The 20,929-nt window shown below is 34.9% G+C and carries 19 protein-coding genes; 4 read left to right on the top strand and 15 right to left on the bottom strand.

Annotated features, from left to right (window positions below; genetic code table 11):
• Window positions 1-44: 44 nt before the first annotated feature.
• The 11 genes from BN2390_RS04290 to BN2390_RS04245 form a co-directional block, all read right to left on the bottom strand.
• Window positions 45-2,597 (bottom strand): transglutaminase domain-containing protein, encoded by a 2,553-nt coding sequence (locus tag BN2390_RS04290; RefSeq protein ID WP_053983117.1) that lies wholly within the window; start codon window positions 2,595-2,597, stop codon window positions 45-47.
• Between the two features lie 10 nt (window positions 2,598-2,607).
• Complete coding sequence (locus BN2390_RS04285; RefSeq protein WP_053983116.1) at window positions 2,608-3,639, bottom strand: carbohydrate-binding family 9-like protein; 1,032 nt, start codon at window positions 3,637-3,639, stop codon at window positions 2,608-2,610.
• 588 nt (window positions 3,640-4,227) lie between these two features.
• Window positions 4,228-5,514 (bottom strand): alpha-L-fucosidase, encoded by a 1,287-nt coding sequence (locus BN2390_RS04280; RefSeq protein ID WP_053983115.1) that lies wholly within the window; start codon window positions 5,512-5,514, stop codon window positions 4,228-4,230.
• 14 nt (window positions 5,515-5,528) lie between these two features.
• Window positions 5,529-6,947, bottom strand: a complete 1,419-nt coding sequence (locus tag BN2390_RS04275; protein WP_053983114.1) for a leucyl aminopeptidase — start codon at window positions 6,945-6,947, stop codon at window positions 5,529-5,531.
• A 30-nt stretch (window positions 6,948-6,977) separates the two neighbouring features.
• Complete coding sequence (locus BN2390_RS04270; protein ID WP_053983113.1) at window positions 6,978-7,997, bottom strand: glycoside hydrolase family 18 protein; 1,020 nt, start codon at window positions 7,995-7,997, stop codon at window positions 6,978-6,980.
• 135 nt (window positions 7,998-8,132) lie between these two features.
• The gene (locus tag BN2390_RS04265) at window positions 8,133-8,981 is read right to left on the bottom strand and encodes a YitT family protein (RefSeq protein WP_053983112.1); all 849 of its coding nucleotides are present in this window, start codon (window positions 8,979-8,981) and stop codon (window positions 8,133-8,135) included.
• 82 nt (window positions 8,982-9,063) lie between these two features.
• Window positions 9,064-10,632, bottom strand: coding sequence for an extracellular solute-binding protein (locus BN2390_RS04260; protein ID WP_198524849.1), 1,569 nt, complete (start codon window positions 10,630-10,632; stop codon window positions 9,064-9,066).
• Between the two features lie 94 nt (window positions 10,633-10,726).
• Window positions 10,727-11,641 (bottom strand): carbohydrate ABC transporter permease, encoded by a 915-nt coding sequence (locus tag BN2390_RS04255; protein WP_053983110.1) that lies wholly within the window; start codon window positions 11,639-11,641, stop codon window positions 10,727-10,729.
• Between the two features lie 17 nt (window positions 11,642-11,658).
• Window positions 11,659-12,609, bottom strand: coding sequence for an ABC transporter permease (locus BN2390_RS04250; protein ID WP_053983109.1), 951 nt, complete (start codon window positions 12,607-12,609; stop codon window positions 11,659-11,661).
• 389 nt (window positions 12,610-12,998) lie between these two features.
• Window positions 12,999-13,154 (bottom strand): hypothetical protein, encoded by a 156-nt coding sequence (locus BN2390_RS21575; protein ID WP_154668765.1) that lies wholly within the window; start codon window positions 13,152-13,154, stop codon window positions 12,999-13,001.
• 17 nt (window positions 13,155-13,171) lie between these two features.
• Complete coding sequence (locus BN2390_RS04245) at window positions 13,172-14,272, bottom strand: YkvI family membrane protein (RefSeq protein ID WP_053983108.1); 1,101 nt, start codon at window positions 14,270-14,272, stop codon at window positions 13,172-13,174.
• A gap of 150 nt (window positions 14,273-14,422) precedes the next feature.
• Here BN2390_RS04245 and BN2390_RS21570 point away from each other — a divergent pair, with 150 nt between their 5' ends.
• From BN2390_RS21570 to BN2390_RS04225, 4 genes are all read left to right on the top strand, one after another.
• Window positions 14,423-15,052: a hypothetical protein gene (locus tag BN2390_RS21570; protein ID WP_154668764.1), complete on the top strand. Its 630-nt coding sequence runs from the start codon at window positions 14,423-14,425 to the stop codon at window positions 15,050-15,052.
• Window positions 15,053-15,208: 156 nt separating this feature from the next.
• Window positions 15,209-15,538 (top strand): hypothetical protein, encoded by a 330-nt coding sequence (locus BN2390_RS04235; protein ID WP_053983106.1) that lies wholly within the window; start codon window positions 15,209-15,211, stop codon window positions 15,536-15,538.
• A gap of 144 nt (window positions 15,539-15,682) precedes the next feature.
• Complete coding sequence (locus tag BN2390_RS04230; RefSeq protein ID WP_053983105.1) at window positions 15,683-16,114, top strand: universal stress protein; 432 nt, start codon at window positions 15,683-15,685, stop codon at window positions 16,112-16,114.
• A 21-nt stretch (window positions 16,115-16,135) separates the two neighbouring features.
• Window positions 16,136-16,993 carry a tRNA 2-thiocytidine biosynthesis TtcA family protein gene (locus tag BN2390_RS04225; RefSeq protein WP_053983104.1) on the top strand — a complete coding sequence of 286 codons (858 nt, stop codon included), beginning with the start codon at window positions 16,136-16,138 and terminating at the stop codon, window positions 16,991-16,993.
• On the opposite strand, the gene BN2390_RS04220 is transcribed toward BN2390_RS04225, so the two are convergent.
• The 4 genes from BN2390_RS04220 to BN2390_RS04205 all read right to left on the bottom strand — a co-directional run bounded on the left by BN2390_RS04220 (window position 16,966) and on the right by BN2390_RS04205 (window position 20,900).
• The gene (locus tag BN2390_RS04220; RefSeq protein ID WP_053983103.1) at window positions 16,966-17,529 is read right to left on the bottom strand and encodes a DUF5317 family protein; all 564 of its coding nucleotides are present in this window, start codon (window positions 17,527-17,529) and stop codon (window positions 16,966-16,968) included. The genes BN2390_RS04225 and BN2390_RS04220 overlap by 28 nt on opposite strands.
• Before the next feature lie 3 nt (window positions 17,530-17,532).
• On the bottom strand, window positions 17,533-18,813 hold the full coding sequence (locus tag BN2390_RS04215) for an HD-GYP domain-containing protein (RefSeq protein WP_053983102.1): 1,281 nt from the start codon (window positions 18,811-18,813) through the stop codon (window positions 17,533-17,535).
• A 248-nt stretch (window positions 18,814-19,061) separates the two neighbouring features.
• A complete protein-coding gene (locus tag BN2390_RS04210; protein WP_053983101.1) occupies window positions 19,062-19,673 on the bottom strand; it encodes a hypothetical protein in 612 nt (203 codons plus the stop codon).
• A 195-nt stretch (window positions 19,674-19,868) separates the two neighbouring features.
• Entirely contained in the window at window positions 19,869-20,900 is a 1,032-nt protein-coding gene (locus BN2390_RS04205; RefSeq protein WP_053983100.1) for a GNAT family N-acetyltransferase, read from the bottom strand.
• Window positions 20,901-20,929: the final 29 nt, after the last annotated feature.

Here is a 20,929-nt window from a genome sequence, read left to right as displayed (position 1 = left end):
AACCCTACTTAGTCAAGCATTTGTTAGGTATTTTTTCTAATTTTTTAACCTAAATATTTAAGTAACAATTCCCCAATACCTACATTGTAGCCTGCCCAAGCATATTGTGCCTTCATTGGCGCATTCATATCGTATGCTAATGGGTATTTTTTATCATGAATTTCAAATGCTTCGTATAAAGCATCTAATACAACTTCATCTTTTTTCACATAAAGTTCAATGTGAGGAAGTACTTTAAGTACTTTTTGAAGTGTTGGATCATTGATGTCTTTTGCATCTTTTAAGATAAATAGAATATGAGGCATAGCCTGTCTATATTTCTCTACACCTTCAAGCATTTCATTTAATAAATGCTCTGTAGGCTCTCCACTTACTTCTAAATAAGCAACGATTGCTGGTACATTATCTGCTACAAGTTCTGAGACTCTTCTTGTTTCGCCTTCTAATGTCATAACCTCTTCATCGCTTATCTCTACTACTTTTTTCGTATCTTCTTCGTGACGGACTTCAATTGTAAGTGACACTTCTTCCCCTAATGTCACGTCTGTATAATACATACGTGCATGAAGTGTACCATCTGCTTGTCTATTAGTAGTTAAGATACGATAATGTCCACATTCTAGACTTAATTTAACACTTTCACCTTCTATACTTACATTATCTAATTCAAGTGTTGTATAAACACCATCTGTAAGTTTAGCAATAGTGAAGTTTCTATAGTAATCGAAAGCTTGATCTACATCACCTTTAACAAGTTTAAGTGTGCCTGTTTGTACTTCGGCTGCTACTTCGCCTGTTAAGTTGATCCATCTACCTTCTTTGTAATAAGCTACTGTATTATTTTCTCTTACGTATTTTGCTGGAACACCAAGTGTTCTACAAATTGCTACGAAAAGAACTTTGCGTGATGCATCGTTACCAATACCAAGGTCAAGTAATCCTACTGGACGTGTATAAACTAATGAGTAGTTTGTTTCTTCACCATGTTTGACATTTGCCATCACATAATTGTAAGCCGCTTCTGGATTTTGTCTAAATGCTACTTTTTGTGTTTCATCTAAACGAGCTAAAAGTTCCGGTCTATAACTTTCAATCATCTCAGATGCAATTCTTGGTGCAAGAATATAGTTTACAAAAGTTACATTATCAAAATCTTCTTTATACTCTACTGCAGCTTGAAGGTGTGCTTTGAGGATTTCACATGTAATATCTGTAAAATCTTTCTTGTTAAGTGTACCAAGTAAACTTACTTTTTCTTCCAATAACCCTTTAGTTTCTGAATCTTGGAAGAAGTTAATGATTTCTTGATAGTTACCTAAAGCTTTTTCTATAATTTCTGCTACTTCTTTTTCAAATGGTGTATAGTGACTTGCAAACTCTGCTGCTTTTTCACCTGCATAGAAAGTAGCTTTGAAACCACCGCGAATTTCTAAAGCACGTGCATGTTTTTGTTCATGCATTGCTTTAACTTCTTCCGGAAGTTCTGTTTCAGTTGGCACTTTGCCTTCTGCTGGAATCATTGTTAAATCTGCTTGATCGCCTTCTACTACAAATGTATCTGGCACAGCGATTTCTAATGTATCCATTGTTCTTACATCCATCTTAGCGTAAGCATGTGCACCGTCTTTGTAAGCACAGATCATGAGATCACCAAGACCTGTAATAAAGCTTACTTCACCTTGTGCATTTGTCTTAAGGTCCGCTAATGGATAAAGTTCTGAGTAGTTAATCAGTTCAAAACGTACTTTAGCATCTGTTAAAGGATTGCCTTTAGCATCTGTTACTTTAACTGTGATTGTTTTCACTTCTGCATAGTGATCAAGTACATTCACTTCTGCAATTCTTTCTGTTTGGTAAACACATGGTTCGTCACCTGGGAATGTAGAGAATGCTCTTGTATGGATAAGCATCCCTTTAGATGCAGGAAGTAAGAACCAACCTGTATCTAATTGCATTTCTGGTTCACATGCACCTAAGAAGTGCCACTCACCATCAATCCAAGCTTCTGTCCATGCATGGTTATCATCACAGTGAGCCCATCTTGGAGCATACACTTGTCTTGCAGGAATCCCTACTGAACGAAGTGCTGCTGTACAAAGTGTAGACTCTTCACCACATCTACCGTATGTGTTGCGTAATACTGTAAATGGAGATGCTGTACGAATATCTGTTGATTGGTAAGTTGCCTTTTCAAAACACCAGTAGTTTGTTTCAATGACTGCGTCATGCATATTAAGGTCTTTTACACGTGGTAAAAGTTCATCTGCAAAGGCATCTTTATAAAACTCAATATTTTCGTTATTGATACGGTATTGAAGAACATAGTTAAGGAAAAGTTCTCCTGTAAGCTTGTCACCCCAAGGTACCATTTTTCTTACTGCTAAAGCTTGTTTTACAAATTGAAGGAATAAAGCTCCATCATAGTTTGCAAGGTCATGCTCTGGCATGTAAGCATATAAATATTTTAAGCAAATTGCTTCTTCTTCTGTACAAGTATCGAGCACGCTAAAGAGTGCTTCGCTTCTACCTTTAGCAATTTCACGTACTTCTTCAAAGCGCGCTTCTATAGCTTTTTGGTGTTCTAAGGATACTAACATAGCTACCTCCTTATTTCACTTCTTGAATCATTGTACGGCTATCAGAGAAGATTGTAATTTCTTTCTTACCATCTGTTGATAACGCACGCATTTCAAAAGCGTTTTTTGTAACTTCGATTTCTGGTGTAATTGTGAAATTCCAATCACCTTTAAGTGCTTCAAAGTCCGTTGTAAAATGACCATGTAAGTCATAATGTTCGTGTTGTTTGTAGTAAAGTCTTCTAAGTTCCCATTTTGTATATTCATCTGCTGGGATTTCGTATGTTTCATCCCCTTCAGCAAAGAATACAAAGCCCCAAAGCTCTGGGTAGTGAATATTAATAAGACCTGTTGGTGCCCATACCCAGTTATCTTCTGGATAGCTTCTACCTGTTTCAGGATTAATTTGTTTTGTGAAACCAGCTTCTGTTTCATCTACTCTCCAGTGTACACGAGAGAAGTTAACTCTGTAGTATTCACCTGCTTTAGGATTACGGTTGTAATCATCTTGACCTTGACGTAATACTGCAAATGGCATAACAACCTCTACCATCCAACGTTTGTTGTCTGCTTTTGGATTGTTAAGTTCTCCATCAATGTGAACTGCAGTTTGAAGTCCTTGAATGTCAAATGCATTGATTGGTTTACCACCATCACGGTAAGGTTTTGTTAACATTAAATCCCATACAGTGTTTAATGCATTCATTTCGAATTCAAAGTAAGCATGTGTATCTGAGTTTGAATCTACGAAGATTTCAAAGTCATTATCTTGGAAAATAACACAGTCACGCTCTGTAAGTGTCGCCCAGATTTCTGGCCCTTCAAGCACTGCCCCAAAGTAAAGGTTTTCATTATCCCAAGTCATTTTTGCACGTGTTTTAAAACGTGGCTCTGGTCTAACATCACCTTCAATGTCTACAAAATAATCTGTAAACGGAATATCTTCCCAGAAAGGTTTATCAATGTTTCCATCTAGTGTAAAAGGTTTTGTTGCTTTCTTACACATATACACTGGAGGATTAAATTCAATATTAGTTTTTGGAACTCTAAAGTTTACGCTCATTTCCTTCTCCTCATATTCCATATAAATTTATATTGCACATCAATAAAATTTTATATCACAAATTAATTCATTTCACAATTACACCTTCCCAAATGCAATTGCCTCATCCGTTATTCTTCCCACTCTTTTAATCCCTAAATTATTTTCCCTGTTTTCTCGCAGTTAACTCATAAATATTTTTTTTCATAGAAGCTCCCCTTCCCACAAGGGTAACTTCTACAAAACTTTCATCATAAATCGGGCCGGGCCGTCCCACCCCTAAATGTTTAGATAAGGCTGGGCGTGGAAGATTTCTCTCGTTGTTTAAAAAGAAGATGTGTGCCTTTACGCTGGAAGTTTCCTTTGAAAGGCCCCTCCGGGCCGCCCCACCCTGAATGTTTAGCTAGGGCTGGGCGTGGAAGGTTTCTCTGAAAACTTCCTTGAGAGGTTGTTTAGAATGTGTTAGTGAAGATGCAAATAGAGCTCTTAGCGAAATGTTTGAGCAAAGCGAGTTTTGAGCGTTTCTACTTGTATCAAATTTACACATTCTTAACGTTCTCGAACAGAAGTTGTAAGAGAAAGCTACACCACTTGCCCCCCTAAACATTCTTAGTTATGAGTTACTACAGCTCCAGATCCACCGTACATATCGATTTCGTCTTCAAGTTCTACTTTAACTACTGTGATATGTTCATGTGCATCTTCTGGAGTAATGTTAATCCATGTTGTACCTGGAATGTTGAACCAAGGCACACCACCGTGTACAACGTGTGTTAATTCTTTGCCTGAGTGAAGGACACTAATACGTTTAATTGGTGTTGATAAACCTTTTAAGCATAAGCTTTCTTGTGGTGTATCATGTACAAATAAGTAAAGTGTTTTCTTATCTTTTGAAAGTGTGCTACCACCAGCCCAGTAACGTTGCATAATACCGTCTTCTGTTCCGAAGATTGCTTCTTCATGTTCACCGATCCATTTACCAAGACCAAGAAGTGTATCCACTTGTTGTTGTGGAATTGTTCCATCTTCCATTGGTCCGATATCTAGAAGCATGTTACCGCCCATGCTGATACAGTCAACAAACATTCTAAGAATTTGTTTTAATGATTTGTAATCATTATCTTTATGTTGGTAACCCCAAGATGAGTTAATTGTTGTACAGAATTCCCAAGCGCCTTCTGGACGAGTAATTGGAATACCTTGTTCTGGAGTTTTGTAATCACCATGTCCTGCTAAACGAGAGTTGATGATAATATCTTCATTAAAGCTTTGAAGGTATTCTTTGAATTTAGGAAGACCCCATTGGTCTGCACTTCTTTCCCAGTCACCATCAAACCAAAGAAGGTCTACTTTACCATAGTTAGTAAGAAGTTCACCTAATTGGTTGTTGTTGAACTCTAAGAATCTGTTCCATTTCTCTAAATCTTGAACACCATCTGTTGGGTTAGAGAATTTGTTCACTGTACTTAAATCTTCTGGCACTCTGCCGCCTTCATATACACTTGCATAATCTGGGTGTGACCAGTCAATAAGTGAGTAGTATACACCTTTTCTGATACCACGTTTTTCGATTGCTTCGTAAAACTCTTTTACGATATCTCTTTTTGCTGGTGTTTTCTTTACAACGTTTAAATCGCTGTATTTTGTATCAAATAGTGCTACACCATCATGATGTTTTGTTGTAAGTACTGCATATTTTGCACCTGATTTTTGAATTAAATCAGCCCAGTACTCTGCATCGAAATTAGCCGCTGTGAATCCATCTAATTGTTTCATATAGTCTTCATGAGAAATTCTACCATTGTAGAATGACCATGACTCTGCAATACCATTTACTGCATAAATTCCATAGTGAATGAAAATACCAAGTTTGGCCTCTGTAAACCATTGTTGCATAATAAACCCCTCCGCTACTTTGTTATAAGTTCATATAGTGTTCTAATTGCTACACCTGTACCGCCTCTATATTCATAGTCGCGTACAGCTGGATCAACGCAAGCAGTTGCTGCAATATCAAGGTGAATCCAAGGAAGTTCTTCAACAAATTCTTGTAAGAACATAGCTGCTGTAATTGTACCACCACCTGCAGCCCCTGTATTTTTAATATCTGCCACATCACTGTTAATCCATTCTCTATAACGTGCATCTGTTGGAAGTCTCCAGAATTTTTCTTCTGCTACTTTCGCTGCATCTAAGAATGTATTATAGAAATCATCATGATTTGAGATAGCTGCTGTATAGACATTACCAAAAGTAACCCCTGCAACACCTGTTAATGTAGCTAAATCAATCACCTTACTTACTTTTTCTTGTTGTATAATATATGTTAACGCATCCGCTAAGGCTAAGCGACCTTCAGCATCTGTATTTAATACTTGTACAGTTTTACCTGCCATTGTTGTCAATACGTCACCTACTTTGTAGCTGCAACCTGAAACAACGTTTTCACAAGCTGGAATAACCCCAATAACATTTTTCTTAACATCATTTTGACTAAGTGCAATCATAGTACCAAGAACACTTGCTGCACCACTCATATCTGTTTTTTGGTAGTACATAGAATCACTTGATTTTAAAGAGTAGCCACCTGTATCACAAGTAAGCCCTTTACCTACTAAACCTAATGTTTCCATGTCTCCACCATTTTTATGACGCATTACGATAAGACGTGGTTTATGTACCGAGCCGTTCCCTACAGTAAGCATAGCATGCATACCTAATGTTTCAAGCTCTGTACCTTCTAGTACTTCTACTTCAAATCCATACTGCTTACCACAGTTTTGTACAATCTCAGCAAGTGTTTCTGGATATAATACATTAGAAGGTTCATTTATGATATCACGTGCTGTGTTGATCCCTGCTGCAATGTGCTTTCTTTCTTCTACACATCTGTTAGCTGCTTCTACATCAGTTACTTCTTCAAAGGAAAACGCTAAGTTCTTATCTTCTTTTTTGTCTGTTTTATACTTATCAAAAGCATATAGACCTAATTCTATAGCATCTGTCATCGCTTCGATGATACTCATTTCACTTAATACAGAAGACTTACAAACTTTAATGCTTGCACCTTCTAAGTTAAGTTCTTTTACTTTTCTTGCTACTTTTGCCACTGCATTTCTTACAACTTCTTGTGTTAAATCTTTTTCTTTTCCAAGACCTACAAGAAGTTTATATTCTACAGTTTCTCCATTTGTAACAAGTACATAAAGTTCTTTCGCTTTTGCTTCAAACATGCCTTTTAAATACTTTAGGTTTTCTGGCAAGAAGTCTTCGTAGAACATCTCAACTGCTACATTAGTAACTTTTGCCCCATTGATTGTAATATTCATAAACTCACCTTCTCTTATGTGTCTATAATCTTATAATTTTTCGATTTCTTGTCTCATATGTCCTGTTAAAGTACGTGTTTCATCTGTACCGTACTCCCAGTACATTGCTCCAAGTAAACCTTTTTCGTTCATAAACTTGATTTTGTGTGAAATAGATTCTTCATCATCGTAGCTAATGAATGTATCACCATTGAATAAGTATGGTGCTTTACATACATCATCCCAATGTCTTGTGAAGCCATTTTTGTTGATGTAATCTGCTACAAGCTCATGGTAGCTTGGACCATATGTTCCAACTGTTTCAGCCATTTGAAGGTATCCATTATCTACGTTTGGTACACCTTTCCACATTCTGCTGTAGAATGCAATACCAATAACAAGTTTTTCTGCTGGTACACCAGCTGCCATAAAGTCACGAACAGCTTCTTCTGTACTTGCTGCAAATAAATCTAAGTGTGGTGCATAAAGGTTAGTGTGGTGACCTGTAAGTGTTTGGAATCCACCACGAAGGTCATATGTCATAAGCTGAACATAGTCTAAGTACTCTGCTGCTTTATCCATTTCTACACCTTTTAAGTAGTAAGCGCCGCCACCTGCTGCGATTGTTAATAAGTAATCTTTGTTAACTTCATTTAAATCTTCACGAATTTGTTTAAGTAATAATGTGAAGTTTTGTTTATCGAGGGTACAACCGCCAATGCCAGCAACTGTATAACTTGGATATTCCCAGTCAAGGTCTAAACCGTCTAAGCCGTACTCTAATACGATATCAACACCTGTTTTTGAGAATCTTTTTCTTCCTTCTTCTGTGTAAGCTGCTTCTGAGAAACCACCTGCACCCCATCCACCAACAGATAAAACAAATTTAATCTCTGGGTTAATTGCTTTAATTCTTGCTAAGTCTTCTTTAGCTGTTTCGTTTTTCCATACTACGTCGCCATCAATTACGTGACCGAATGCAATGTTGATAATATCAAGATTTTTTGCATCTGCTTCTGTAACATTAGCTAGATCTCTTGTACCAACATAACCAATAAGTTTGTGTGTCATCTCGCTGAACTCCTTTTGGTATAATTAACTAAAAACTTTACTTTAATTTACTTTTAATATTTGTTAAGTTACTTTATCTGTATTTTATCATCTAAATGACTTTTATTCAACAAATTTTTGTGCATAAAACACAATCTAAATCATACTTTTGAATCCATTTCCTATAACTTCACTAGCATCCGTAATGATTACAAACGCATTAGGGTCTACTGTATGAATCATTTTTTTCACTGTCGCATATTCATTTTTTCCAATAGCGCAGAAAATGACTTGCTTCTCATTTTCAGAGTATCCACCTACACCATTTAAAATTGTAAATCCCTTACGTGTTGTATCACTAATGTAGGCTTTAACTTCTTCATTATGATCTGAAATAATAACAACAAATTTGTTGTTGTTAAGCCCACAAATAATACCATCCATACACATACTAGAAATATAGATAGCTATAATTCCATAAAGTGCTGATTCAATATTTCCAAATACTACAGCTGATACTGCTACTACTGTAAAGTTAAGGAGAAAGATTAACTTACCTACTTCAAATTGAGGATATCTTTTTTGTAAAATAACACCCAATATTGTTAATCCACCTGTTGTAGATTCTGCCATATGTACAAGGGCTAGACCTACCCCCATAAATGCACCACCAAAAATACATGCAAGCAATGAATCACCCGCATAAACAGGGAATAATACAACTACATAGTCTGTTATAAAAGAAAACAATGTAATTGAAAAAAGAGCATGATAGAAAAACTTCTTTGTTACACATCTATAGGCCAAAATTAACAATGGAATATTGAACAAGAAAGTAAAAAGTCCTATTGGAAATCCTGATACGTAATTCACCAAAATCCCTATACCACTTGCGCCCCCAGGTGCAATTTGTTGTGGTGCTGTAAAACTATGTATTCCTACCCCATAAAGAATGGATCCTATAACATTTAAAAACAAAAACTTTGTCATTTTTTTTGAGTCCATCATAATATCTTCCTTTTCTTAGCCGAAAAGCTCCCTTCATAGTCGAAGAGAGCTTTTCTTTTGTAAAGTTATTAATTTATAATTATTGATTTAAACTTCTTTCATAAGCTGTTCTGTAGATTTCCATGTATCTCTCTAAGCCCATTTTGTTAAGTGTATCAACGTAGCTATTCCATTCAGCATCGATATCTGCTTGGTTTGTTGTCCATTTAGCTTTTTTCTCAGCAGCAAAGTTTCTGATGTCTGTTGCCATAGCTGAAAGTTCTTTTGATTCTTCTGGAGTTAAGTTGAAGAGTGGAAGAGCATCTGCTAAGAATGGTTCGTACATAGCATATCTTTCTTGTTGAGCTAATTGGCTTTCTGTTTGAACTAAGAATTCGTTAATTCTTTCTGGTGTTTCAAGAGTTGGTACGTATGCACCTGGAGCTTCTGATTGTACACCTGGTTCTAATGAAATAACTTCGTATTTACCGCCATCTCTTGTTTCAAGAGATTTACCGTATCTTAAGTTAAGTGAGTTTTCTACTTCGAAGAATGAGTCAATAAGTCTCATAGTTGCTTCTGGGTATTTGTTTGTAGCTGAGATGATTGCACGGTTTTTATCAATACCATGTTCAAAGTTTGACCATAATTTATCACCATTTGGTCCTTCAAGTGGTTCAATACAGATCCACTCTACATCTGTTCCTTCAGCTGGACCATGTGTTAAGTAAGCACCAAGGTAATCAGAGTTTCTTTTCGCCATATATTGGTTATGGTCTTGTGTAAAGATCTCTGCATCAATTAATTTGTTTACATATAAATCTCTTGTCCATTTGATGTAATCTTTGTAGCCATCTGATGTTGGTACGAAAAGAAGTTCGCCATCTTTAAGCATTAAGTTTGAACCACTATCTGTTACACCGAAAGCACCACTTAAACCTGTATCACCATTCCAGATATTGTATGGTGGTGTTGGTTCGTATGATAAACCAATTTCGTCCGCTTTACCATTTCCGTTTGGATCTTGTGAAACGAATGCTGCAAGTACAGCTTGGAATTCTTCTGTTGTTTTTGGTACTTCTAAACCAAGTTTATCTAACCAAGTTTTGTTGATAAATAATTTAGTTGGTACATTACCATCTAAGTTTCCATTGATTGAAGGAATAGCGTAGATGTGACCATCTGGCATTGTAATCGCTTGTCTTACTTCTGGTCTTTCTTCAAGTAAAGCTTGAATGTTTGGTGCATATTCTGCAATTAAATCTTCAAGAGGCATGAAAAGGCCCATTTTAGCATACTTGTTAATCATAGTATCGCTAAGACCTGAGAAGAATACATCTGGTAAGTTATTTGATGCTAATGTAAGGTTTAACTTTTCTTCAGCACCATCACCACTTACTGTTTGGAAATCAACAGTAATACCTGTTTTTTCTTCTAAAGCTTTAAATACTGGGTAATCTTCCCAATCTCCACCACCTGGCTCACCGAAAGCAAACGCTGCAAGTGTAATTGGTTGGTCTACTAATGGATAACCTGTAAGGTTAATGTTGATGTCAGCTGCTGCTGTATCATTACCAGCTGCTGTTTTATTTGATGAACATCCTACGAAGCTTGTTACTGCGATTGCAGTAGCTGTAGCTAAAGTAAGTACTCTTTTAAATTTTGTCATACTAACTACCTCTTTTCTCTGCTTAAATATTCTAGCTAAGTTTAAAACTAACATTGTATTTTGTTAAAGGAACTCCCCCTAAGAGGAGCTCATATCAACCTTTAACAGAACCGATCATCATACCTTTAACAAAGTGTTTTTGTACGAATGGATAGATACAAAGTACTGGTAATGATGAAACGATGATAACACCATATTTAATCATTTCAGAAAGTTTTCTTTGCATTTCTACTGCTTCAGCATTTGCTAAGCTACCACCAGCAACAGATTGTTGTTGGATAAGGATTTCTCTTAAGATAACTTGAAGAGGATACATATCTCTATCTGTTAAGTAGATTAATGCGCTGAAGTATGAGTTCCAGTGACCTACTGCGTAGATAAGGAACATAACCGCGATAATTGGTTTTGAAACTGGTAATACAACTTTAAAGAAGTATTGCATATAAGTACAACCATCAACGATTGATGCTTCATATAATTCTTCTGGAATACTTTGAGCAAAGAATGATCTTGCAACGATAAGGTTGTATACACTTACCGCACCTGGAAGAACAAGTGCCCAAATTGTATTCATCATACCTAAGTTGTTGATAAGTAAGTAAGTTGGTACAAGACCACCACCAAAGAACATAGTGAATGTGAAAAGTGCCATGATTACGTTTTTACCAACTAATTCTTTTCTTGATACTGCGAATGCCGCTGGAATAGTAAGAAGTAAGTTAACACCTGTACCTACTATTGTGTATTTAAGAGAGTTACCGTATCCTGTCCAAATTTCTTTGTATTCAAAGATACGTTTGTACCCTTCTGTACTAAATTCTACTGGCCATAGCCAAACTTCACCTCTTGATACAGCATCAGGTGAACTAAATGATGCGATTACGATAAAGTAAAGTGGATAAAGTACAAGTAACAGAATCAGTGCTAAACCGATGTAATTAATAACGTCAAATACCTTATCTGATTTTGCTTGTTTATGGAAGCCTTCTCCAAATATTTTTTCTAACATTTACTTTTCCTCCTTTCTTACCACAATCCGTCTTGTCCGATTTTTTTAGAAATCTTATTAACTGAAATAAGTAAAATACAGTTAATTACTGAGTTAAATAAACCAACTGCTGTTGAGAATCCATACTCAGCATTGATAAGACCCATTTTGTAAACATATGTTGCAATGATTTCTGAGTGCTCTGTATTTAATGGGTTTTGCATTAAGAATGCTTTTTCAAATCCCATACTCATTACAGAACCACAGTTAAGAATAAGTAATGTAACGATTGTTGGAAGAATTGTTGGAAGGTCAATGTGCCAAATTCTTTTAAGCTTTGTCGCACCATCTACTGTTGCTGCTTCATGAAGCTCTGGACTAACACCTGATAATGCTGCTAAGTAAATAACCGCACTCCATCCCATGCTTTGCCAGATTCCTGACCAAACATACATATGTCTGAAGTATTTAACTTCACCCATGAATAATTTTGGTTCTCCACCAAATAATTGTACTACTTGGTTTACTAAACCACCGTTTACTGAGAAGAAAATCCCAAGCATACCTACAAGTACTACGACTGAGATAAAGTGTGGTGCATAAGTAACTGTTTGTACAAATTTCTTGAACTTACTGTTTTTAACTTGGTTTAATGCTAAAGCTAAGATAATAGGGATAGGGAATCCTACTATTAAAGAGTATAAGCTTAAGATTAATGTGTTACTAATAAGTTGTTTAAATTGGTATGAGTTAAAGAAACGAATAAAGTGTTCGAATCCAACCCATGGGCTACCTGTAATCCCCATAATTGGGTTGTAGTCTCTAAATGCTAATTGTACTCCGTACATTGGCACATAAGAGAAAAGTAAAAGACAAATTATCGCTGGTAATACGAATAAGTATAACTGCCAGCAGTCAAAGATACGCTTTGACAGGTTCTTAGATTTTGGCTTAGCTATTGCCGCCGCATCTGTAGAAGTTTTTTTCATAGGTCTGCCTCCTCATGTAGTGTTCTGCTGTGTTTCGATTGGCTACTAGTTGTATCCTATAAGATACTCTAAGTACTTAACAAAGCTTTAAAGTTTGTTTAATAAAAATATTTTAAGTAAGTTTTTGTTAACTAAATTATAAATTATTAACTTACTATTGTCAATCCGCTTTTATACTAATTATACATTTTTATTTTTTAATTTACATTCATTTATCATCACTTTGCCTATAACCCTATTTTTGTTTTAGTGAATAAGTGCCTTACCTATCACTTTCTATTGTAAAGTATTACTTCACAGCTTTTTAAATTTAGCTTACAGTATTATTACTAGGAATATTTTTACAATATATATAGTCCTTTATCCAATTACAAAAAGTAACTCTTCCTTTACTTTTTATAATTTTCTTTTTCTTTATTTATTTCACATTCATTATCTTCCCTTATTAATAAATACTTTATACTTCTATTTAATACACAAATTAATACACAAAAAAAAGAAGGCACATCTTCACTTTCGAGAAGAGCACCTTCTTTGAAACGCATTTTATAACACACCTATGTTATAGTCTATGCCTACTAATCACATTTTGCTTACTTTTTTTTAATGAATTTATACTTATATGTTCTTTCACATAAAAAATGATACAGCACATTACAAATGCCAAGCTTAATACCCCATATAAAGGATAAAGAATATCTACCAATTTGCTAAAACCAATAAAAGAAAATGGTGTTGCAATAGCCAAAACAATAATAACGCCTTTTTTATACGGAATCTTTGCTTTACTTTCTAAGCTTCTTGTTAAACTATATATATTAGAAATTTGGGATGAAAACATCTCCATCCATATAACAACAAGTAAGCCTACTCTTAGAATTCTTCCCCCTTGCATTGCTACTGCTAAAATAGGAATTTCATAAAGTTGTGGGTAAGTGTAATTAACCATCATCAAAAACACAATAAAAAAACTTACTAACGTAAGTACCCAAGAACCTATTTGTATTCCTTTATTAAGTGCTTTAGGATCTCTTAATTCATAAGTAAGTGGCACCAGTATACCTACTATAGAAATAATATTAAAACCTGAATACACTAAACTTGATGTAATCCAATTCTGCTTTGTATAAGGAAGTGCTTGAATATACTCTACAGAAAATGTCTCTGGTCTTCTTATTATAAAGCTAATAAAAATAGCACTCATAATAATGACTAATAAAGGTACTGTAGCAATATTAACTTCAAAAAGACCTTCTGTGTTTCTAAGTAAAATAATCAAACTTAAAATCACCATAAGTAAAAACCCTATCCATCTAGGTACACCAAAGTATTGATGAATAACTGCGGAGCTTCCTGCAAGGATAATGACTGTACTACTTAAAAGAAACAGTGTAAGGATAATGTTTGTAAAGGCCCCTACTCCCTTAGGACAAACAAGATCAATAAATTCATTATATGATTTCACATTATGTTTCATCGTAATATCTACAATCATACGCCCCACTAATATGTAAGAAATTGCACAGATAAAAAGTCCTATAAAACTTTTATATCCATATGTAGAAAAAAATTGGCTCAACTCTCTACCTGATGATAGCCCTGCCCCCACTATGCTGCCCACAAATATTGTTGCTAATTGAATGCTGAGAAAATTCTTCTTCATAACCTCCTCCTTATATAGCTTGTCAATATATATATATTCAAGAATTTTAAAAATATGTTTTTAAAATTTATATATATAATGTCAATTTATGTCGGTGCTGCATAATATATCTAGTGAAGTAACCCTTTAAAGTTCTTAAGGAGGAATATTATGTCTTGTAATTGTAATTGTTGTAAATGCTGTTGTTGTAATTCTAATGTAAATTCAAATTGTAAATCATGTGAGCCTAATAATGACATTCGTATAGAAACCTGTGCTGGATATGGTTATACTGTAAATCGTTGCAACTGTGCATGCCCTCCAAAACCTGCAAAGAAACCATCTTATGGTTGTGGATGTAATTGTGGATGCTGCTGCGGATGCGGTTGTGGCTGTGGCTGTGGTTGTGGCTGTGGCGAACATGATCACAATCCTGGTATCCAACCTCGTCGTCGTCCTGGTTCTGAAGACGGATGCGGTTGTGGATGTACTAAACCTGATCGTGACTGTGATTGCGGATGTACTAAACCTGATCGTGACTGTGATTGCGGATGTGGCTGTGGCGAACATGATCACAATCCTGGTATCCAACCTCGTCGTCGTCCTGGTTCTGAAGACGGATGCGGCTGCGGATGTAACTGTGGTTGTGGATGCGATTGTGGCTGTGGTTGTGGCGAACATGATCATAACCCTGGTATCCAACCTCGCCGTCGTCATCACCATCATGAATGCTGCAATTGCCCTTGCAGTAACTTTGGATCACCATGTAAAAATACTACAACATGGGGTCGTTGTGAATAATACAACATCCAAACAAAAAGAGGTTGCTTCTAGCAACCTCTTTTTTTGCTTTTAATAACTTCTAAGCAATTACTGAGCACAAAAATCATATAATATATTATATAATCAAATGGATTATACTATAAAAGCTACTATGCTCGAGAAAGGAGTTTTCCTATGGCTAATAATCATATCAAAATCACCAATATTTCAGATACAATGCTTAACAACGTCACGTTATATCTACCTGACCTTAAAACACAATTAGATAGTTTAATGATCGTACGTGAACGTGGTTCTTTAAATGTTACACCTAACGCAGAAAAAATATGTTTAGGTAATCTTTATCCCGAAGAAACCGCCTATTTATACTATACAGTAAATACACCTACTACTTCTTCTAACTTGTTCAAAAAGCCTCCTAAGATTGTTTTCTTACCTGAAGGAACAGAACAATCTTCTGACAATATAAGCACTTTTCTACATCTTGAACAAATTGACGAGTAATTCTTAGATATTTTATATTATTCTTTTTAAAAATGGTATATTTTTTATATAAAAATATCAAAATCTATTTATATTATAGTTATATTTAATAAGCTATTGTTTTGTGGTATAATCATTTTATACAATAGCAAAGGAGGTATTTTTATGACAACTACTATACTCTTACCTATTACACACACACTGGATACAGACCTTATTTGCTTTACTAAAGCTCTCGCAAAAGAGCATGGGGCTAAACTTATCTGCCTCTATATTACAAGTCCACTTTCACTTACAAATTGCTATACCTATCCAAGCTTACTTTATTCTATAGCAAACTTAAATGTGGATTTAGTCCAAATGGCACAAGAGGATATGGCAAAGAAAATCAATGCACTCCTTAGTGATTGTGAACATGAAACCATTTGCCTTATCGGACCAACTACAGATACAATCATTAGTGTAGCAAAACAAAAAAATGTAGACCTCATTGTTATTCCAAAGCAAAAAGAACACTCTAATAGTAAATTTGTTATCTCTCCAAAAGATAAATTAGAGAAGAAATGTCAAATTCATGTTCTTGAGTACACTAAGTAAACTTGTTATAATAAGGCTTAAATGATTATTTATCGAGGTGAAATAGTGGAAATCAAGCCTTTATCTGAAATTGAACGTAGTATTCAAAAAAACTATAGAAAATATATATGGTCTCCTTTTATCAAAGCAATTAAGGACTATAAACTTATTGAAGAAGGAGATGTGATTGCAGTAGCTATTTCGGGTGGTAAAGATAGTCTCTTATTGGCGAAGCTTTTTCAAATGCTCAGTCGTCATACAGATACTCCCTTTACCCCTGTTTTTATTTCTATGGATCCAGGTTTTAACGAAGAGAACAAAACAAATCTTATTGCTAACTGCAAACATTTAGATATTCCTGTACATTTCTATGACTCAGATATCTTTGAAGTAATTGAACGTATCTCTTCTGACTACCCTTGCTATATGTGTGCACGTATGCGTCGTGGCTTCTTATATGCAAGAGCTAAAGAATTAGGTTGTAATAAGTTAGCATTAGGCCATCACTTTGATGACGTTATAGAAACAACTCTTCTGAATGTACTCTATGCTGGTAACTTTAAAACTATGCTTCCTAAATTACACTCAACCAACTCCCCAGAATTAGAGCTTATACGACCTCTCTACTACGTCCATGAAGAGTCTATCAAAAGCTTTATCCGCGCCAATGGTATCAAAGCTATGAATTGTGGATGTGCTGTTGCTGCCGGTGAGACTTCTAGCAAACGTGCAGAGATTAAAGCGCTTATTGCTACATTAAAAAAGACTCATCCACAAGTGGACAAGTCTATTTTTAAAGCTGCTGAAAACGTTAATATGAATGCCATCCTCGGATATCAAAAAGATGGTATTGATTATGACTTTATGGACCTTTATGATGGGAAACCTGTAGAAGAATAATTTCTACAGGTTTCTTTTTTCATTCCATAAATAATAATGATCATAATGCCCGCTATAAGGAATAAGTCTCCTATACTTAAAATAAATCCTCTATTCATAATTCGAATAGGCAAAATATCTGCTAGTATTTTAAAATGCATCTGGTCATGCATCACAAGATACATGCCTTGTAAAGTTGCCCCCTCTGGAATACCTAATCGTTCCATTGCCCATGTCCCTACTGGCATAATGCCATTATTAGAGAAAATAACTAGAGCATTTAACAATGTCCCTATCCCAATAAGTTTAATAGAGCCTTTTTCCCAATTTTTAATAATCATTATTCCTAGTAAAATATAAGTGAAAAGGTGCAAGCTCCATGAAACATTCCCTAACTCAATCATATTTTGATTTAAAAGTATTTTTGCTATCCATTCTACAATGAAACTAGCAAAGATAAAGGCAATCCCTTTTATTTGTACAAATCTCAAGTTACTCAGTTGTCCTTTACACAAATAGCCTATAATTATTGCACCAACTATTGATAGAACAAACATATTTTACTCCCAAATTTTCTGTATTTCCGCATTGGATTGTAATAAATCAAGGTAAGCATCCACAACATGTGGATGGAACTGTGTACCTCTTCCTTTTCTTATTTCACTTTCTATAACATCAGCTGGTAAGCCTTTACGATAAGGTCTGTCACTTGCCATAGCATCTATGGCATCTGCAAGTTGGATGATATAAACATCTACACTTAATTCATCACCCTTTTTACCGTCTGGATAACCTTTACCATCATAACGTTCATGATGATTTCTAATAATACTTCTTGTATATTTTAGATTGGATACATCCTTAATAATTCCTTCTCCAATCTCTGGATGACTTTTTATAGTAGCAAACTCTTCATCAGTTAGCTTACCTGGTTTATGTAGAATATTATCACTAATTCCTATCTTTCCTATATCATGCAACATAGCAGCAATACGAAGCTTTTCTATTTGTCCATTCCTATAACCTAGCTTCTTCGCAATAAGAGATGCCACTTCAGCTACTCTTTTTGAATGCCCATTAGTATAGCAATCTCTTGCCTCTACAGCATTCATCAATGTTTCTACCGTTTGAACATATTGCTCTTTTGCCTCTGCATAGTATGTAAATGTATAACGAATCAATAAAACCGGGAATAGTGGAACAATAATTCCCCAATAACTATAATGCTCATAAAGAACTGCAAACATCCAACCAAAAGGTATCATGATTAAAAAACTAATCATTGACAAGAAGAATTCATTTTTAAAATATTTGCTAATTACTCCCCCTGCATAAATCCCTTGGAGCATAGCAAGAAGTCCTTTATTAACTAAAAAGTAACTTATCGAAAATGCAATAATCCCTAAGAATTGATTTTCAATACTTAGCCCTATAGTAATATTTGTATATAATAGATGACTTATTAAAAAACTAATAATAAGCATACTACAATTAAAAGCTGTTCCATAAAGTGGTGTATTTAAAATATGTTTATATTTATTTTCATCTATTTTAAGTACACGAATTAGAAATCCTCCTAATAAACATATCAAGCTCGGCAATGGTCCTAATGTTAAATAGGTAGCCAGAGTTAATGCAAAAGTTGTGCTAAAAGATACTTTTTTAAAGCATAAAGTTACACTCTCACTTAAACCTATTACAAATATAAAAAATATAATTTCTCTTATCTGCTGGGTTTCTATTTTAAAACATCCCTGAATAGTACTATATATAATTAAACTAACTGCAATAGCATATATACTCAAAAAGAAGCTTTTTTGTTTTAATGTTAATTGCTTCATGTATATTATCTCCTTAATCTATATATAAAAGCCAATTATAAAAGTCAATACAATCTTAGAATATATAAGTTAATTCTGCACCAGCTGCGATTGCAAGTGCTAATAAAGCAAATGCCACTGGTAATAATTTTGCGAATGTATTTTTCATTGTTTCATTCTCCTCTCACGTGAATTAACAGACGCCCGCTATTGGCCTGTCATAATTCCGCTCCGCTTAGAGGTTATGTATTTATAATTGGCTCCTATACCTAAGTTAAAATTCTACGGTTAATCGCATCTAATGTTGCTTTTACAACCGCTTCATAGCTATCATCTTTAATAATAGCCGTTCCAATCAATGTATCATCTTGCTTATTACCAATCATCTGAATAACGATACAGACAAACTCTATCCCTTTACTCTGATGTAATTGAACATCAATGATGTCCAAAAAGTATTTGCCTTGAACCACTTTCTCTATACATCCAACGGCTCCTTTAGCAATGGTAATATATCTATTTAATGGTGTCCTTATACCCCTTTCGGTATGTGTAAAGACTTGTCCGTTATGGCTAAGTTGCACATCGCATTCTATATAAGGGTCATCCATCTTCACGTTAATCCCCTCATATTTAATACGCATGATCGTCTGAACTTCTTCTAATTCAAGCTGTGCCACGCTTATTATTCTGTGATCTACCTGGTAGTCAAACATGGCTAACAAAACTGCCTCCACATCTCTAACAATTTGTTTAGGAGACTTTATTCCATTTATTACGATGTGTATTGCTTCAATATGTTCAATGTCACCCTTAATCTTGACATATTTTACACCACTTATCTTTTTTATACTGTCACTCCATAACTCTATGGTATCCATCCAAATCTCCCCCTATATGTTAGCATAAGTCTATAATATAACATTTTTATCACTTTTAAAATATTTTTGTTTCTTTTATATTTTTATTTAACACCATTTATTTCATTTTATGTCTATCTATAAAAAAATAAAAAGAACCTATTTAAAATGCTACAGATACATGCTCTTTAAATAGGTTCAAAATCTTAATAACTACTACGAAAACATTAATAACAAAATAGATAGCACCGTTAATACACCATACCATCCTTTATTCCAAAGATAAACGCGTCTTCCTCCAAAGGATTCAAATGGATAGAAAATAAGTATACGAAAAATCAGAAATACACCACCTATTTGAGCCATATACCTAAAGTACAAAGGTTCTAACAAAAGAGCTATAAATGTTACTCCTAATACAAATAACCATTCCCATAGTGCACTTATTCCCATATCTTTTTTGAAGGCCTGGGTATTCTCATATTTTTCGGGATACCAACTACCTATCATAGGAAAAGCACCACTGAGATTAATAAATGCAGCAAGGGCTGCACCTCCACTATTCATCCTAAAATACCATTGTCTTTTAGAGAACAAAGTACCTATATAGCTAAACAATACGCCTCCTATTAGAAGAACCATATAGGCACTTATAAATAATCCAAAGTTTGACCTTCCCATAAATAAGGTGGGTAGCATCAATAAAAAATTCACAAGAAGATATAAGGCAATTTGACTACCTGTCTTACACACTTTAGATTGTACACTTTGATATTTGACTGCAAGATAAAACTCCATTCCATTAGCTATAAAAAATGGGGTTGTAAAATAAGTTTTTAGCATGGTTCCAAGACCTAACTGATGTATGCCCTCTTTTATACTTGTTTGACTAAAACCATTATTCAAAAACAATTTCCATGATCCAACATTATCATCTTTTACAAGAGCACAAAGCGCATCACACCCTTGCTCCCATAAATATTTCGTTGTCTCTGCATACAACTTATTACCTATCCCCAGACCTTGGTAATCCGAGTCAATAAAAGCCCCATCGTAGTACCCTATCTTTTTCCCATCACTTACTATGTATTTAATAATAATGCCCCCAACAATCTTATCATCCAATAAAGCAATCATTGCCTCCTTGGGCCTAGTTACAAATAAACTCTCAACTATCCCAAAAGCCCTCTGCCCCACCTTCTTGACAGCAGAAGCCTCACTAGGCTCCATCTTCCTTACAACGATCATATTATCTCCCCTAACAATACTTTTATTTT

It is taken from the genome of Niameybacter massiliensis (assembly GCF_001282685.1).
Lineage (GTDB): Bacteria > Bacillota > Clostridia > Lachnospirales > Cellulosilyticaceae > Holtiella > Holtiella tumoricola.
This window is presented reverse-complemented; position numbering and strand designations above follow the sequence as displayed.

Coding starts and splice junctions, on each gene's coding strand:
- BN2390_RS04290 (WP_053983117.1), bottom strand. CDS start 2,597: ATGTTAGTATCCTTAGAACACCAAAAAGCTATAGAAGCGCGCTTTGAA.
- BN2390_RS04285 (WP_053983116.1), bottom strand. CDS start 3,639: ATGAGCGTAAACTTTAGAGTTCCAAAAACTAATATTGAATTTAATCCT.
- BN2390_RS04280 (WP_053983115.1), bottom strand. CDS start 5,514: ATGCAACAATGGTTTACAGAGGCCAAACTTGGTATTTTCATTCACTAT.
- BN2390_RS04275 (WP_053983114.1), bottom strand. CDS start 6,947: ATGAATATTACAATCAATGGGGCAAAAGTTACTAATGTAGCAGTTGAG.
- BN2390_RS04270 (WP_053983113.1), bottom strand. CDS start 7,997: ATGACACACAAACTTATTGGTTATGTTGGTACAAGAGATCTAGCTAAT.
- BN2390_RS04265 (WP_053983112.1), bottom strand. CDS start 8,981: ATGGACTCAAAAAAAATGACAAAGTTTTTGTTTTTAAATGTTATAGGA.
- BN2390_RS04260 (WP_198524849.1), bottom strand. CDS start 10,632: ATGACAAAATTTAAAAGAGTACTTACTTTAGCTACAGCTACTGCAATC.
- BN2390_RS04255 (WP_053983110.1), bottom strand. CDS start 11,641: ATGTTAGAAAAAATATTTGGAGAAGGCTTCCATAAACAAGCAAAATCA.
- BN2390_RS04250 (WP_053983109.1), bottom strand. CDS start 12,609: ATGAAAAAAACTTCTACAGATGCGGCGGCAATAGCTAAGCCAAAATCT.
- BN2390_RS21575 (WP_154668765.1), bottom strand. CDS start 13,154: ATGCGTTTCAAAGAAGGTGCTCTTCTCGAAAGTGAAGATGTGCCTTCT.
- BN2390_RS04245 (WP_053983108.1), bottom strand. CDS start 14,272: ATGAAGAAGAATTTTCTCAGCATTCAATTAGCAACAATATTTGTGGGC.
- BN2390_RS21570 (WP_154668764.1), top strand. CDS start 14,423: ATGTCTTGTAATTGTAATTGTTGTAAATGCTGTTGTTGTAATTCTAAT.
- BN2390_RS04235 (WP_053983106.1), top strand. CDS start 15,209: ATGGCTAATAATCATATCAAAATCACCAATATTTCAGATACAATGCTT.
- BN2390_RS04230 (WP_053983105.1), top strand. CDS start 15,683: ATGACAACTACTATACTCTTACCTATTACACACACACTGGATACAGAC.
- BN2390_RS04225 (WP_053983104.1), top strand. CDS start 16,136: ATGATTATTTATCGAGGTGAAATAGTGGAAATCAAGCCTTTATCTGAA.
- BN2390_RS04220 (WP_053983103.1), bottom strand. CDS start 17,529: ATGTTTGTTCTATCAATAGTTGGTGCAATAATTATAGGCTATTTGTGT.
- BN2390_RS04215 (WP_053983102.1), bottom strand. CDS start 18,813: ATGAAGCAATTAACATTAAAACAAAAAAGCTTCTTTTTGAGTATATAT.
- BN2390_RS04210 (WP_053983101.1), bottom strand. CDS start 19,673: ATGGATACCATAGAGTTATGGAGTGACAGTATAAAAAAGATAAGTGGT.
- BN2390_RS04205 (WP_053983100.1), bottom strand. CDS start 20,900: ATGATCGTTGTAAGGAAGATGGAGCCTAGTGAGGCTTCTGCTGTCAAG.